Here is a 15860-nt window from a genome sequence, read left to right as displayed (position 1 = left end):
TAAAAAAACTATGGAGGTGGGGCTAATGGCTAATGAAAAAGAATCAATTACATTAGAGGATGAGCAAGTATATGATAAAGTATTGCTAGATGATTTGTTGATTAATAATCATATTGACGAATTTAGAGATGAATTTTTATCTATGCATACATATGAACAAAGTGAATACTTTGAAGATAGTGATGAAGATATACGACAACGTATCTTTGAAGTACTATCACCAGAAGAAGTTGCCGATTTCTTTGAACAATTAGAAATCGATGAAGATGAATACGAAGCATTGTTTGATACGATGGATGCTAATTATGCTAGTAAGATTTTAGAAGACATGTCTTACGATAATGCCGTAGATATTATGAATCAGTTGTCTAAACAAAAAACAGTTAGTCTCCTCACACTAATGAAGCGTGAAGATGCTAAAGAAATCAAAGCATTATTACATTACGATGAAGATACTGCCGGTGGTATCATGACTACTGAATATATCTCATTGAAAGCAACAATGCCTGTAAAAGAAGCGCTTATTCATGTTAAAGAACAGGCGCCTAATGCAGAAACCATTTATGTTATTTTTGCAGTGAATGATGATAAACAATTAGCCGGCGTGCTCTCGCTTAGAGATTTAATTGTAGCCGAAAATGATGCTTACATCGAAGATATCATGAGTGAACGTGTCATTAGCGCAAATGCAGCCGATGACCAAGAAGATGTTGCACAAAAAATGAGAGATTATGATTTCATTGCGATGCCAGTTGTCGACTACCAAGACCATTTACTTGGTATTATCACTATCGATGATATTTTAGACGTTATGGACGAAGAAGCAAGTGAAGACTACTCTCGTTTAGCCGGTGTCTCAGACGTCGATGCTACAAATGATTCTGTAATTAAAACTGCAAGAAAAAGATTGCCATGGTTGATTATACTTACATTCTTAGGAATGATTACTGCGACCATTTTAGGGTCATTTGAAGATACATTATCAAAAGTTGCGTTATTAGCTGCATTTATTCCAATTATTAGTGGGATGTCCGGAAATTCGGGCACACAATCACTTGCCGTTTCGGTTCGTAATATTTCAACAGGTGAAATTGATGAACAAAGTAAATTTAAAGTCGCATTAAGAGAAACTGGTAGTGGGTTTTTAAGTGGGTTGGTCTGTGCAATCTTGTTATTCATCATTATTATGGTCTTATACGGCCAACCAATCTTAGCAACCATTGTAGGCAGTAGTTTAACAATCGCGATGACAGTAGGTACATTAGTAGGTTCAATGATTCCGTTAGTGATGAACAAATTAAAAATTGACCCTGCAGTTGCAAGTGGTCCGTTTATCACTACAATTAATGATATTGTCAGTATGTTGATTTATTTTGGTTTAGCAACATCATTTATGTCTTATTTAACATAAGGAGGTTATATGGAATTTGTATCACTTGTTGTCGTAGTTTTAACGGCATTTCTTACACCAATTATAGTCAATAGATTAAGGATTACATTTTTACCTATAGTAGTAGCTGAAATATTAATGGGTATTATTATAGGCCATTCTTTTTTGAATATAGTCGAACGTGATTCAATACTTAATATATTATCAACTTTAGGTTTTATATTCTTAATGTTTTTAAGTGGCTTAGAAATTGATTTTAAAGCTTTTAAAAAAGATAAAAGTTCAACTAAAAAAGAAGAAAAAGTTAAAAAGCAAGAGCCAGGTCATTTACAGCTTGCCATAGTTGTATTTATGTTTATTATGATTATATCTATTGTCTTTGCATACATGTTTAAATGGTTCGGCCTAATTGATGATGTCTTATTAATGGTTATTATCATATCTACGATTTCATTAGGTGTCGTTGTACCAACATTAAAAGAAATGAATATCATGCGTACGACAATCGGACAATTTATCTTGTTAGTCGCTGTACTAGCAGACTTAGTGACAATGATCTTATTAACAGCATATGGTACGCTACATGCTTCAGGCAATACATCATTGTGGTTAATCGGTAGTTTAGTGGTATTTACAATTGTCTTTTACTTTTTAGGTGGTTTCTTCAAAAAAGCACAATTCTTACAAAAATTAATGGATGGTACGACTCAAATCGGTATACGTGCAGTGTTTGCACTTATCCTATTGTTAGTGGCTTTAGCTGAAGGTGTTGGAGCAGAAAATATTTTAGGCGCATTTTTAGCGGGGGTTGTAGTTTCTCTTCTTAATCCAGATGAAGATATGGTTGAAAAGTTAGATTCATTTGGATATGGATTCTTTATTCCAATCTTCTTTATCATGGTTGGTGTAGATTTGAATATACCAGAGTTGATTAAGGAACCAGCATTATTGATGATTATCCCGTTTTTAATACTCGCTTTTCTAATATCTAAATTGATACCAGTATTTTATATACGTAGATGGTTTGATATGAAAACTACAATTTCTTCTGCATTTTTACTAACATCTACATTATCATTAGTTATTGCTTCTGCTAAAATTGCAGAACAACTTGGCACAATTTCACCAGAGATATCTGGTATTTTGATATTAAGTGCTGTTATCACTTGTGTATTTGTACCCATTATCTTTAAGAAAATGTTCCCAATGCCAGACGAAGCAACAAGACAAATTGAAGTAAGTTTGATAGGGAAGAACCAATTAACCATCCCTATTGCTCAAAATTTATCTTCACAACTGTATCAAGTTTCACTTTATTATCGAAATGATTTAAGTGATAAACGTAAATTATCTGATGCAATTTCAATGGTTGAAATTGCAGATTATGAAGAAGGATTACTTGAGCGGCTTGGCTTATTTAAGCGTAATATTGTTGTATGTTCGACAAACGATGACGATATTAATCGCAAAGTAGCATTAATGGCAAAAGCTCATGGTGTAAAACGAGTTATTTGTAGGTTAGAATCTAGTTCTAATGACGAATCTCTGCAAAGAGAAGGTATTGAAGTGTTTAGTAGCTATATGAGTAATAAGATTTTATTAAAAGGTTTAATAGAAACACCTAATATGCTTAACTTATTAAGTAATGTCGAAACATCATTATATGAAATTGCGATGTTAAATCATCAATACGACCAGATTCAACTACGTAATTTCCCATTCGGTGGGGATATTATCTTTGTTCGTATTATTAGAAATAATGAATCTATTGTCCCACATGGAGATACTCAACTACGATATCGAGACCGCGTTATTGTTACAGGTTCTAAAGAATATGTTGATGAATTGAAACGTGAATTAGAGTTTTATTATTAAAGTGCGTGTGACAGTAAATGATCCTCTAATCTCATATCGTCTAACTAATCATATATTTAATATTTAAAGCGAAGGCTGAGGCATATCATATAGAAATGTCTCAGCTTTTGCTATATTAAAACAGAATTAAGAAGTAATATTTTGTGATACTCCTTGTAAAATTGGAGATCAATGTATATTCTAATCTTTTTATCAGCATCCTTATAGGATGCTGATTTAACTTTAGCTATGTAAACGCATAAAAAGTTCAATTGATATTAAAATAAATTGTTTATTCATTATAACCAATGTTAAAATAAAGAATGTTGATATTGGTATCGAGTAAAAAAGTGAATATCTGTGTCATCTGAATTCGAACCAGTTAAAAATGAAAATTTAAATAAAGGAGCTATTTTCATGTTAAATTTAGAAAACAAAACTTTCGTCATTATGGGTATTGCAAACAAACGTAGTATTGGTTTTGGCGTAGCTAAAGTATTGGACCAACTTGGTGCAAAATTAGTATTTACATACCGTAAAGACCGTAGTAAAAAAGAATTAGAAAAATTAGTTGAACAATTAAATCAAGAAACGCATCATATGTATCAAATTGATGTTCAAAGTGATGAAGATGTAGTAAATGGTTTTGCTAAAATTGGAGAAGAAGTTGGCAATATAGATGGCGTTTACCATTCAATTGCATTTGCAAATATGGAAGATTTACGTGGTCGCTTTATTGATACATCACGTGATGGTTTCTTATTAGCACAAGATATTAGTTCTTATTCATTAACACTTGTATCACGTGAAGCCAAAAAACTTATGCCTGAAGGCGGTAGTATTGTAGCTACAACTTATTTAGGTGGCGAATTCGCAGTTCAAAATTACAATGTAATGGGTGTTGCGAAAGCAAGTTTAGAGGCAAATGTGCGTTATTTAGCATTAGATTTAGGACAAGAAAATATCCGTGTTAACGCTATTTCAGCTGGACCTATCCGTACATTGAGTGCAAAAGGTGTAGGTGGATTTAATTCAATTTTAAATGAAATCTCAGAACGTGCACCGTTAAAACGTAATGTCGATCAAGAAGAAGTTGGTAAAACTGCAGCTTATCTATTAAGTGATTTTTCAAGTGGTGTTACCGGAGAAAATATTCATGTAGATAGCGGTTATCATATCGTTAAATAATATCGTAAAACCTCAAAATCAATATAACTACTGTTTAATTTATATATTATAATATTGGCAGTGATTTGGGGCGATGTTTGCGGAAATAACACTAGCCGCAAACTATAAGTTAAGGTAGCATTCGCAGAAAACATGCAAAAAACTGCCAACAAAGTTCGGGACTTTGTCGACAGTCTCAAACCTCTGATACTTGGTATCAGAGGTTTTTTGTATTGATAAATTGAGATTGGGACATGTATTGATTACAACCTCAATATATAAAATTAAAGCACCTAGACAAATCGACTAGGTACTTTAATAAAGGTGTCTCAATTTAAAGACTGATGTAGTATCTAAGCTATTATTCTAAGCTATTCTTTAACATCGCTATTAGCTTTTTCGATAATTTGCTGTCTGTATTGGAAAACATTACGCACAATCGTTTTAATTACTGCGTAAAGTGGCACAGCTACAAGTATTAGGCCAAAACCACCGAGATTACCAGCAGCTAAGATGACAACAATGATTGTTAATGGGTGAATATTTAAAGATTTGCCCATAACATTTGGTGTAATAACGTTACCTTCTAATTGCTGAGCGACTAATGTGATAATACACACCCATATAAATGTAGTTGGACTTTGAATAATTCCGATAATGGCTGCTGGAGCAAATGCCATCCATGGCCCAAGGAATGGAATCATATTAGCTACACAGGCAAACATAACTAATAATAATGTGTAATTCAAACCAATAATTGAATAACCGATATATAAGATGATACCTAAAATAATACTAACTGTTACTTGACCTTGAATATAAGACTGCACTGTATGATTTAAATCTTTTAATAAATCAACAATAAAAACTTTTCTATCGCCTTTAAATAGTTTAGCAATAAAAGGTATAAAACGTTCATGGTCTTTTAACATATAGATTAAGAAAAATGGCACCATGATAAGTAAAAATAGTGTTGAGATAAATGAAGTTAAATAACTAAATGAATTAGATAATATATCTGCAGTACTATCACTCATAGATTGAACCATTTTATTTATTCTATCTGTTACATCAGCAGGTAATCTCTCCATTTGATCTAAAGCAAAATTGATAATATATTGAATTTCATGTTGTAGTGCTGGGATTTGATTGATTAAGTTTTCAATTTGCTCTGCAATAGGTGGTGCGATAAACCTAATAATGATACCGATAATGATAAATAAAGCGATAAAGATAATTGTAATACTAGCCCAACGTGGAACTTTGTTTTTTTCTAGTATTTTTTGAAAAGGTAAGCAAATATAGAACAAGAAGCCACTTAATAACAATGGTAATAATACCGATTGAATAATAATAACAAAAGGTACAAATACACTATGGACTTCCATGACTAATTTGATTAGTAAAAACAGGATTAATAATGCAATACCTGTTCTAAACCAAACCTTATTTAGCATAGGACAGTTCCTCCTAAATTCTTTTTTAAGTACTATTTAGTATATCTCAAATATACAAAGAACAAAAGATGAAAATAGAATTCAATAATTTCTGTTGTGCAACTATAAAAAAATAGAAAGTTACACCTATGAATAAGAATAATTTATGTTAAATAGTGTAAAACTATTTGTGTATTAGAATAAAGTAATCCGAAATATTTAATATAAATTTTGAAATATAATATATAAATTGTGAAAAAGATAACTTAATGAATACGTTGCGCGGAATATTATATATGTGTATAATAATGAAAAATATATCATTTCACATGATGGTACAACAAGGGGGATACGTTATGTTAGAGGGGTTACTTACGTGGTTGTATGATATTGTTTGGAGTAAACCTTTGGTTTATGGTTTATTGCTTACAGGAGTGTTATTTTCATTTATGATGCGCTTTTTCCAAATTAGGCATTTTAAAGAAATGATACGCTTGATGTTTCAAGGGGAAAAATCGCCGACTGGTATATCTAGTTTCCAAGCAATTGCTTTATCTTTAGCAGGTAGAGTAGGTACTGGTAATATTGTAGGTGTTTCGACGGCTATATTTATTGGGGGTCCTGGTGCTATATTTTGGATGTGGGCATCGGCATTTTTAGGCGCAGGTAGTGCCTTTATTGAATCTACACTTGGACAAATTTATAAGCGTGAAGAGAAAGGGCAATATCGAGGCGGTCCAGCATTCTATATTGAATACGGTATTAAGGGGAAATTAGGAAAGATATACGGTTTAATATTTGCAATCGTTACTGTTATATCAGTGGGGCTATTATTACCAGGTGTGCAGTCTAATGCTATTTCAAGCTCAATGAAAAATGCATTCAGTTTAGAACCTTGGATAGTAGCAATATTCTTGGCGATCTTAATTGGTTTAATCATATTTGGAGGTATAAAGTGGATTGCAAATGCAGCAACTGCAGTAGTTCCATTTATGGCAATTGCGTACATATTAATGGCAGTTATAATTATATTTATAAATATCGAACAAGTTCCTGCTCTATTTGCTTTAATATTTAAATCAGCATTTGGTTTTGAAGCAGCTTTTGGTGGTATTGTAGGGGCTATGATTGAAATTGGTGTTAAAAGAGGACTATATTCAAATGAAGCAGGACAAGGTACAGGTCCACATGCTGCGTCGGCAGCAGAAGTATCTCATCCAGCTAAACAAGGGTTAGTGCAATCATTTTCAGTTTATATTGATACATTATTTGTTTGTACAGCAACCGCGTTAATTATTTTGCTTTCGGGTACATATAATGTTACTGATGGTGGTTCAATGTCAGACGGTAAAGCGAGTATGATTAAAGACAATGGTATATTTGTAGAAATGTCCAATGGTGATAAAGATTATTCAGGTACAGCAATGTATGCACAAGCTGGTATTGATAAAGCCTTCCATGGTAGCGGTTATCACTTTGATCCGACATTCTCAGGATTTGGTTCATACTTTATTGCAATTGCATTATTCTTCTTTGCTTTTACAACAATACTGGCATACTATTATATTGCGGAAACCAATATTACGTACTTAACTAGAAGAAGTTCGAAGAAAACTACATTTATATATATTAATATTATAAGAATTGTTCTAATTTTAGCGACAGTATATGGTGCAGTTAAAACTGCAGATTTGGCATGGATGATGGGTGATTTGGGTGTAGGTATGATGGCGTGGTTAAATATTATTGCCATTTGGATACTACATAAGCCAGCAATCAATGCTCTGAAAGATTATGAAAAGCAAAAGAAAAAACTTGGGTCAGGTAAACGCGCCATTTACAGACCAGATCCTAGTAAAGTACCGAATGCTATTTTCTGGCTGAAAGATTACCCACAGCGACTGAAAGAAGAAAAAATGGATGATTAACATGTCATTCATTTTGTAAAAAGTAAGTTGAAATATTTTAAAATCATGCGTCTCTTGGTACAATGTCTATAAGACTACTAGGGGGCGCATGATTTATGTATGACTTTCAACCAGGAAATATCAATAAGATTAATTTTCCTAGCGAGATTTTAGATAGAGATGTGACATTATCTATCTATTTACCTAAGGATTTTACAGAATTATTTAAATATAAAGTTGTTTTTTGCTTTGATGGGGCAGACTTTTTTGCTTTTGGCAGAATCCATCGAACTTATGAAAAGTTAAGAGAAAACAATGAAATTGAGCGCGCCATTTTTGTAGGTTTTCACTATGAAGATGTTGATAAAAGAAGAGCAGAATTTCATCCACAAGGCGCTCGTACACCATTGACTGTGAAAGCTATGGCTAATGAAATATTACCGTTTATAGATAAGACATTCCCAACGTTCAAAGTAGGCAATGCACGTGTTCTATTAGGAGATAGTTTAGCTGGTAGTGCTGCTTTAATTACTGCGTTATCATATCCGCGTGTATTTAGCCAGGTGGGATTATTAAGTCCGCAACATGATGAGGCTATCCAGACATTAATTGAGCGTTGCCAATTTAAAGAGCAGTTATCAATTTGGCATGCGGTAGGATTAGAAGAAGCGGATTTCAAGTTACCGACCACAGGCAAAACTGCAGATTTTTTAACGCCAAATCGTGAATTAAATTCAATTATTAAAGCAAATGATTTTACGTATCACTATTTAGAATTTGAAGGTGGCCATAGATGGAAGTCATGGCAATATTTACTTGATGAAATGTTAAAATATTTTTTATCTGATAATATTTCATTTTAATATTCTGAAATAAATTGACTTTAGAGTAACGAATTTTTCAGAAATTTGCTATAATGTAATTATGTTAAACAAAGGAGGAATTTAAATGATTTTAGGATTGGCATTAATTCCGTCAAAAGCATTTCAAGATGAAGTGAATGCATATCGTAAGCGTTATGATGCTCATTATGCATCTATTATGCCGCATATTACGATAAAGGGGCAATTTAAAATAAACGATGGTGATTTAGAGTCTGTAAAAGAGACAATCAAATCAAGAATCGAAGGCATTCCAACGGTTGATGTTCATGCAACAAAAGCATCTAATTTTGCGCCAATAACCAATGTTATTTATTTTAAAGTTGAAAAAACAGAAACTTTAGAAAACTTATTTAATCAATTTAACAAAGGCGATTTTTATGGGGTTGCAGATCATTCGTTTGTACCACATTTTACTATTGCCCAAGGATTGACGAGTCAAGAATTTGAAGATATTTATGGACAATTGAAGCTAGCGGGAATTGACTACAAAGAAACTATTGAGCAACTTTCTTTAGTTTATTACGATGAAAAAGAAGATAAATGGAAAGTTTTAGAGAACTTTAATTTAGCATAAACGTGTTCCATTTTGATTATTGTCTGAACGCAACATGATTAGACATAAGATGTTATAGAGTTGGGAGCGCAAACACGTACCTCCCAAATAAGAGAGAGCTAATCGATTGAGGTTAGCTCTCTTTTATATTTTAAGTAGTATGATGTTAGCAGCATATACCATCCTAGGTATGGGCAAGGTGGAAAATTTCATGAAATTAAAAACGTCAATTTCTATATGTGTTTAATAGAAATTGACGTTTTTATAACTAGGTAAATTTTATGTCTGATGTACTGAAATTTTTGAGTTATGATGACTCATGCGTACATTTATATTTGAGTTTGGTTAATAATGTTTCACAATAATAACTTAAGTATGGCCGAGAAAGCTTTTCTGTAAGTATTAAAGTTTATGAACGTTTTAAACGTGCTTTTTACGTTTGATAAAATAGATGCCGTAAAAGACAGCTAGGAATAAAAACACAAAAGCTGAAAAGTAAAATGTGTTATTTACTGAATTTGAAAACTCAGTGATTAAACCACCGACAAGGGGACCGACCATAGATCCGAAGCCTTGCACACTATTGAACACACCCCAAGTCTCTTCTTGTTCATCCAAATGTATATGACTTGCCATGAATGTGTTCCAAGCCGGTAGTAAAATACCATACATGAGACCAATAAATACTGCTAATATCCAAACCAATGTAATTTCTGTAATTAGCGATAAAGCAAATATCATGAGTGTGTATAGTACAAAACCACCAAATATTACACTGTACATAAATAATGTGCCATGATTATCAATTATCTTAGATAAGAATAACATTGAAAACGCACAACCAATGCCACCAAATACGATTGCCATCGTATATTCAACTGTTGAAACACCGACCACTTTTGTTGCATATGTAGGTAGTATAGGTACAAGAGCGGTAATCGAAGCACCTTGTAGTAAAATACCTGGAAAAAGAATTAAATGTCGTTTTGTGACATTTACTATTTGACCTAATTGTTGTTTAACAGGGCGAGTATTATAATTTGTGAGTCTAATTTTTACGAAATAATATAATATCCAAGCAATTAATACAACTAGTGACATTAAAAACGCAAATTGCGTCGGATGAAATTTAAATATAATATTCATGCCTACCATACCTACTAGTAGTCCTAGTAACCAAGAGAAGTACACGTAACCCATTTGTTTACCGCGATTCTTTTCATCAACACTTGCTAACATGATTACCCATATAGGGCTTACAGCAATACCTAGTAAGACCGCACTGATGATTAATACGATGGGTGCAGTAGGGAACCAAATAACTAAAAATAAACTAGCAAAAGCAAGTAAAAACCCTAAAGTTAGTACTAATTTTGCACCTAAGCGTTTAAGTAAGAAACCAATAACAAAGTTTGTAGCTGCATCTGAAATGAAATGTATAGAAATAGCGATAGATGTTATACCTACCGCGATTGAGGTTGCTGTTGGAAGTAATGATAAATAACTTAAAATATACATTCCTCGAGCAAATTCCATTAAGAATAAGATGATTAGCATGATTATAAAATTTTTATTTGTACCATAATTATTTAACGAAGAGCTTTGCATATAAAGGAACCTTTCCGTAAACTTCCTCATATCGAGATGAATGATTAAGTAAGTCTAATAAGTCTTTACATAATTTGTATGTTGAATATGGGATTCTAGAAGAATCCATTGCTTGTGACATTGCAGCTAATTTAGCTGGCTCATTTGTTAATGTAGCAACTTGCTCTATTGCTGCTTCAGGTGTAAGTGCTATGCTACCAAAGCCTTTTTCTTCAAAATAAACTGCATTCTCAAGCTCTTGTCCGGGTGCGGGATCTAAGAAAATCATTGGTATTTGACGCGTCAATGCTTCTGAGATCGTGATACCACCTGGTTTTGTAATCATCAAGTGACTTGAAGCCATCCATTCATTCATATGTGTGGTGTAACCTAAAATAAGTACGTTATTGTTAGCTTTGAATTGATTAGATAACGAACGTTTTAAATCTTTATTTTTACCACAAATCATAACTACTTGTGCATGAGGACTTCTGTTTAGAATTTCTTGAATCATTTGGCCGAATCCTTTTGAAACTCCAAATGCACCGGCCGACATTAATATAGTAGGTTTGTTAGGATCTAACTTATTTTGACGTAACCAATCTTCTTGATTGATATCCGCTTCGAATTTATCTGAAATAGGAATACCTGTTACTTTCAATTGATCTCGAGGAATGCCAATACTTGCAAACTCGTCTTTTAATTCCTCTGTAGCAAGGTAATATTTATGTGAATGTGGCGTAATCCAATTTTTTTGCATGCGATAGTCTGTCATAACTGTTGCAATAGGAATGTTCATATCAAATTGTTCAGTTAGTACAGACATAACCGGTGTTGGAAAAGTTAGTAGAATAAGATCTGGCTTTTCTTTTAAAAGTAAATTCATTAATTTATTAAGTCCATAGTATTTATAGAAACATTTATCTAATTGGTCTGGTTGACTATAGTAAAAAGCTTTATACATATTTCTAAAATATTTAAAACTATTAATGTACCATTTTTTACAAATAGAAGTCAGAATCGGGTGAGCTTCTAAAAATAAATCATGTTCAATAACTGTTAAATTGTCTAGATTCATTTCGTTAAATTGGTTTACTACGCTTTGCGTAACTTGTAAATGACCGTTACCAAAAGATCCAGTAATTATCAGTATTTTTTTATTTTGAGTAACCATTAAGAGCCACCCTCCAATAGTTTATATTTAGCTCAAGGTAATTTTAACGTATTTACTTGAGGTGTGAAAGAAAAAACACACAATTAATTTTAATTATATCATTTTACAAACACTTGTGAAATGATTCATACTACATTGGGAAATTAAAATTTAATAAAATAAAGTTGTTATATATCTATATAATACCACTTTTGACAAGACAATAAGCTTATATTCTGTAAATAACAAAATATATAGAAAGAATTAATATTTACACAACATAGGGTTAATATTCTTAACTATAAAGATTATAATACCTAGGTAAATAGTGCTTGAGCATAATAAATGATTAATGAACTAAATACAATAGGAAGAAATTATAAATATCAAACCATTAGATTCTATAAAAACAGTGGGAAATGTGTATAATAGAAGTATTGGAAATAAAGGAGCGATATATGTTGGAAGCAAATGTGTTGTTTGAAAAAATTAGAGTGAAACAAGTTTTCGGCACGTTAGATAGAAATATAACAGATATAACAACAGACTCTCGTACTGCACAGCGAGGTAGTGTATTTGTAGCATCAAAAGGTTATACAGTAGACAGTCATAGATTTTGCCAAGATGTGGTGAATCAAGGATGTGAGGTTATCATCGTTAACCACAAACAACAAATTGTAGGAGATGTAACGCAAGTCGTTGTCCCAGATACATTACGTGTAGCAAGTTTGTTAGTTAATATGTTATTCGATTATCCAAGTAAGCAACTCGTAACATATGGTGTAACAGGCACAAATGGTAAAACTTCAATCGCTACGATGATACATCATATTTATAGAAAATTAAATAAAGGCAGTGCTTACTTAGGAACAAATGGCTTTCAAATAAATGAAGTTAAATCAAAAGGGGCAAACACAACCCCTGAAACGGTGTTGTTAACAAAGAAAATAAATGAAGCAGTTGAAGCAGGCGCTGAATCTATGACCTTAGAAGTATCTAGTCATGGTCTATCTTTAGGTCGCCTTCGTGGTGTGGATTTTGATGTAGCCATTTTTTCAAATTTAACACAAGACCACTTAGATTTTCACGGCACAATGGAGTCCTATGGACATGCTAAATCACTATTATTTAGCCAATTAGGTGAAGATTTATCACAAGATAAATACGTTGTGTTGAATAATGATGATGCTTTTTCAGAATATCTTAGCTCAGTAACACCATATGAAGTGTTCACTTATGGTGTCAATAATGATGCCCAGTTTACAGCGGAACAAATTGAAGAATCATTACAAGGTGTGCAGTTCGTTTTTAATACGCCTGAAGGAAAATTCCAGGTGCATTCACCATATGTTGGTTTGTTTAATGTATCTAACATTATGGCTGCTATGATTGCTGTGTGGAGTAAAGGTATTGAGTTAGGTGAAATTATAAAAGCTGTTGAAAATTTAGAACCTGTTGAAGGAAGATTAGAAGTATTAGATCCTTCACTACCAATCGATCTAATTATAGATTATGCACATACAGCAGATGGAATGGATAAATTAATTGATGCGGTTAAGCCATTCGCCAAACAAAAATTAATTTTCTTATGTGGTATGGCAGGTGAACGTGATTTAACTAAAACACCTGAAATGGGACGTGTAGCATGCCGAGCAGATTACGTTATCTTTACGCCTGATAACCCTGCAGATGATGATCCTAAGAAATTAACACAAGAATTAGCTAAAGGGGCAACGCATGATAACTATATTGAATTTTACGATCGTGCTGATGGCATAAGACACGCTATAGATATTGCTGAGCCAGGGGATACTGTGGTATTAGCTTCTAAAGGTCGAGAACCATATCAAATTATGCCTGGCCACATCAAAGTACCGCATCGTGATGACCTTATTGGATTAGAAGCGGCTTATAAAAAATTTGGTGGAGGTCCTCATGAGGGTTAAAAAAATCAATTTTAATGACGTTCAGGCTAATGTGTATATATATGAAAATGCAGTAAACCAATTATTTCTTATAGCCATTCCTGAAATAAATTGGTCATTAGAAGTAGAATCAACTTTAAATGAAGATGATATGAAAGAGGAACTTGTGATACACTTATTTACATTACTTGATGAGTCAACAGCATCACGTTTTGCTGATGACATCGTTAAATGGATATTTGAGAATTAAAGGAGATTATAAATGAATATAAAGGAAGAAGTAGAATCAAGAAAAACCTTTGCGATTATTTCTCACCCAGATGCTGGTAAAACAACATTAACAGAAAAATTATTATTATTTGGTGGTGCAATTAGAGAAGCAGGTACAGTTAAAGGTAAAAAAAGTGGGAAGTTTGCTACAAGTGACTGGATGAAAGTTGAACAGGAACGTGGTATATCTGTTACTAGTTCGGTAATGCAATTTGATTATGATCATTACAAGATAAACATTTTAGATACACCGGGTCACGAAGATTTTTCTGAAGACACATACAGAACTTTAATGGCAGTAGATAGTGCGGTTATGGTTATTGACTGTGCAAAAGGGATTGAACCACAAACGTTAAAACTGTTTAAGGTTTGTAAAATGAGAGGCATCCCTATTTTTACGTTTATCAATAAATTGGATAGAGTAGGGAAAGAACCATTCGAATTATTAGATGAAATTGAATCTACATTAGATATAGAAACATATCCTATGAATTGGCCAATCGGAATGGGGCAAAACTTTTTCGGAATCATTGATAGAGCATCGCATACAATTGAACCGTTTAGAGATGAAGAAAACATCTTACACTTAGATGATGATTACGAACTCAAAGAAGACCACGAGATGAAAAACGATAGTGCCTTTGCCCAAGCTATTGATGAGCTTATGTTAGTTGAAGAAGCGGGTGAAAACTTTGATAATGAAGCGCTATTAAACGGTAATTTAACGCCTGTATTCTTTGGTTCGGCATTGGCAAACTTCGGTGTTCAAAATTTCTTGAACGCATACGTAGACCACGCGCCTATGCCAAATGCACGTCAAACAAAAGAAGATATAGAAGTAAGCCCGTTTGATTTAGATTTTTCAGGTTTTATATTTAAAATCCAAGCGAATATGGATCCGAAACATAGAGATAGAATCGCTTTTATGCGTGTTGTTAGTGGCGCATTTGAACGTGGTATGGATGTTAACTTGCAACGAACAAATAAAAAACAAAAAATCACTCGTTCAACGTCATTTATGGCGGACGATAAAGAAACTGTAAATCACGCGGTGGCTGGTGATATTATTGGTCTATATGATACAGGGAATTATCAAATTGGTGATACGCTAGTTGGTGGCAATCAAAAATTTAGTTTCCAAGACTTACCGCAATTTACACCTGAATTATTTATGAAAGTATCAGCCAAAAATGTGATGAAGCAAAAGCATTTCCATAAAGGTATTGAACAATTAGTTCAAGAAGGCGCAATTCAATATTATAAAGCATTACACACGAATCAAATCATCATCGGTGCTGTCGGACAGTTACAGTTCGAAGTATTCGAACATCGTTTGAAAAATGAATATAATGTGGATGTTGTTATGGAGCCAGTTGGTCAAAAAATTGCTCGTTGGATAGAAAACGAAGAAGACATCAAAGATAAGATGAGTTCTACACGTTCTATTCTAGTGAAAGATGTATATGATAACTATGTATTTTTATTTGAAAATGAGTTTGCTACAAGATGGTTTGAAGAGAAATTCCCAGAAATTAAATTATATGGATTGTTATAAATTTTGTTTTTGTGTATAATAACCATATTAATAGAATACCTATGACTATGTAGTCAGAGGGGAGTAACTTAACTAAAGTTAAATTGATATATGAAGCATGCAAGTATTGTCTAGATGTAGCTGAATGTATATTGATATATTCTTTTTAACTTAGTCATTTTTATCGTCATTACGAAGTA

Annotated in this window: 12 protein-coding genes; 9 read left to right on the top strand and 3 right to left on the bottom strand. The window is 32.8% G+C overall.

Annotation, left to right across the window (positions count from 1 at the left end; all coding sequences use genetic code 11):
• Nucleotides 1-25: 25 nt before the first annotated feature.
• The 3 genes from mgtE to fabI all read left to right on the top strand — a co-directional run bounded on the left by mgtE (nt 26) and on the right by fabI (nt 4432).
• Nucleotides 26-1411, top strand: a complete 1386-nt coding sequence (gene mgtE, locus D9V42_RS04640) for a magnesium transporter (protein WP_107531292.1) — start codon at nt 26-28, stop codon at nt 1409-1411.
• A gap of 9 nt (nt 1412-1420) precedes the next feature.
• A complete protein-coding gene (locus D9V42_RS04635) occupies nt 1421-3265 on the top strand; it encodes a monovalent cation:proton antiporter family protein (protein ID WP_107555922.1) in 1845 nt (614 codons plus the stop codon).
• A gap of 396 nt (nt 3266-3661) precedes the next feature.
• On the top strand, nt 3662-4432 hold the full coding sequence (gene fabI, locus D9V42_RS04630; RefSeq protein WP_107555926.1) for an enoyl-ACP reductase FabI: 771 nt from the start codon (nt 3662-3664) through the stop codon (nt 4430-4432).
• Between the two features lie 350 nt (nt 4433-4782).
• Here the strand turns inward: fabI and cozEa are convergent, their stop codons facing one another.
• Nucleotides 4783-5868, bottom strand: a complete 1086-nt coding sequence (cozEa, locus tag D9V42_RS04625; protein ID WP_107555921.1) for a lipoteichoic acid biosynthesis protein CozEa — start codon at nt 5866-5868, stop codon at nt 4783-4785.
• A 335-nt stretch (nt 5869-6203) separates the two neighbouring features.
• Here cozEa and D9V42_RS04620 point away from each other — a divergent pair, with 335 nt between their 5' ends.
• The 3 genes from D9V42_RS04620 to D9V42_RS04610 all read left to right on the top strand — a co-directional run bounded on the left by D9V42_RS04620 (nt 6204) and on the right by D9V42_RS04610 (nt 9212).
• Nucleotides 6204-7775: an alanine/glycine:cation symporter family protein gene (locus D9V42_RS04620; RefSeq protein ID WP_122063415.1), complete on the top strand. Its 1572-nt coding sequence runs from the start codon at nt 6204-6206 to the stop codon at nt 7773-7775.
• Between the two features lie 95 nt (nt 7776-7870).
• Nucleotides 7871-8617, top strand: a complete 747-nt coding sequence (locus tag D9V42_RS04615; protein ID WP_107555919.1) for an esterase family protein — start codon at nt 7871-7873, stop codon at nt 8615-8617.
• An 85-nt stretch (nt 8618-8702) separates the two neighbouring features.
• On the top strand, nt 8703-9212 hold the full coding sequence (locus D9V42_RS04610; RefSeq protein ID WP_017722290.1) for a YjcG family protein: 510 nt from the start codon (nt 8703-8705) through the stop codon (nt 9210-9212).
• A gap of 399 nt (nt 9213-9611) precedes the next feature.
• Here the strand turns inward: D9V42_RS04610 and ltaA are convergent, their stop codons facing one another.
• Both ltaA and D9V42_RS04600 read right to left on the bottom strand, forming a co-directional pair.
• Complete coding sequence (ltaA, locus tag D9V42_RS04605) at nt 9612-10799, bottom strand: lipoteichoic acid biosynthesis MFS flippase LtaA (protein ID WP_107555918.1); 1188 nt, start codon at nt 10797-10799, stop codon at nt 9612-9614.
• On the bottom strand, nt 10777-11952 hold the full coding sequence (locus tag D9V42_RS04600; protein WP_107555917.1) for a diglucosyl diacylglycerol synthase: 1176 nt from the start codon (nt 11950-11952) through the stop codon (nt 10777-10779). Before D9V42_RS04600 ends, ltaA begins: the two co-directional genes overlap by 23 nt.
• Before the next feature lie 440 nt (nt 11953-12392).
• Between D9V42_RS04600 and D9V42_RS04595 the strand changes: the two genes are divergently transcribed.
• Genes D9V42_RS04595 through D9V42_RS04585 form a run of 3 tightly spaced genes read left to right on the top strand, consistent with a single transcriptional unit; the run spans nt 12393 to nt 15681 of the window.
• Complete coding sequence (locus D9V42_RS04595; RefSeq protein ID WP_122063596.1) at nt 12393-13877, top strand: UDP-N-acetylmuramoyl-L-alanyl-D-glutamate--L-lysine ligase; 1485 nt, start codon at nt 12393-12395, stop codon at nt 13875-13877.
• Nucleotides 13867-14106 carry a YueH family protein gene (locus tag D9V42_RS04590; protein WP_107556227.1) on the top strand — a complete coding sequence of 80 codons (240 nt, stop codon included), beginning with the start codon at nt 13867-13869 and terminating at the stop codon, nt 14104-14106. Before D9V42_RS04595 ends, D9V42_RS04590 begins: the two co-directional genes overlap by 11 nt.
• A gap of 12 nt (nt 14107-14118) precedes the next feature.
• On the top strand, nt 14119-15681 hold the full coding sequence (locus D9V42_RS04585) for a peptide chain release factor 3 (protein WP_122063413.1): 1563 nt from the start codon (nt 14119-14121) through the stop codon (nt 15679-15681).
• Nucleotides 15682-15860 lie beyond the last annotated feature (179 nt).

The sequence above is a fragment of the Staphylococcus pseudoxylosus genome (genome assembly GCF_003697915.1).
Classification (GTDB): Bacteria; Bacillota; Bacilli; order Staphylococcales; family Staphylococcaceae; genus Staphylococcus; species Staphylococcus pseudoxylosus.
The sequence above is the reverse complement of the archived record's forward strand: the minus strand, read 5'-3'. Positions and strand labels throughout refer to the sequence as shown.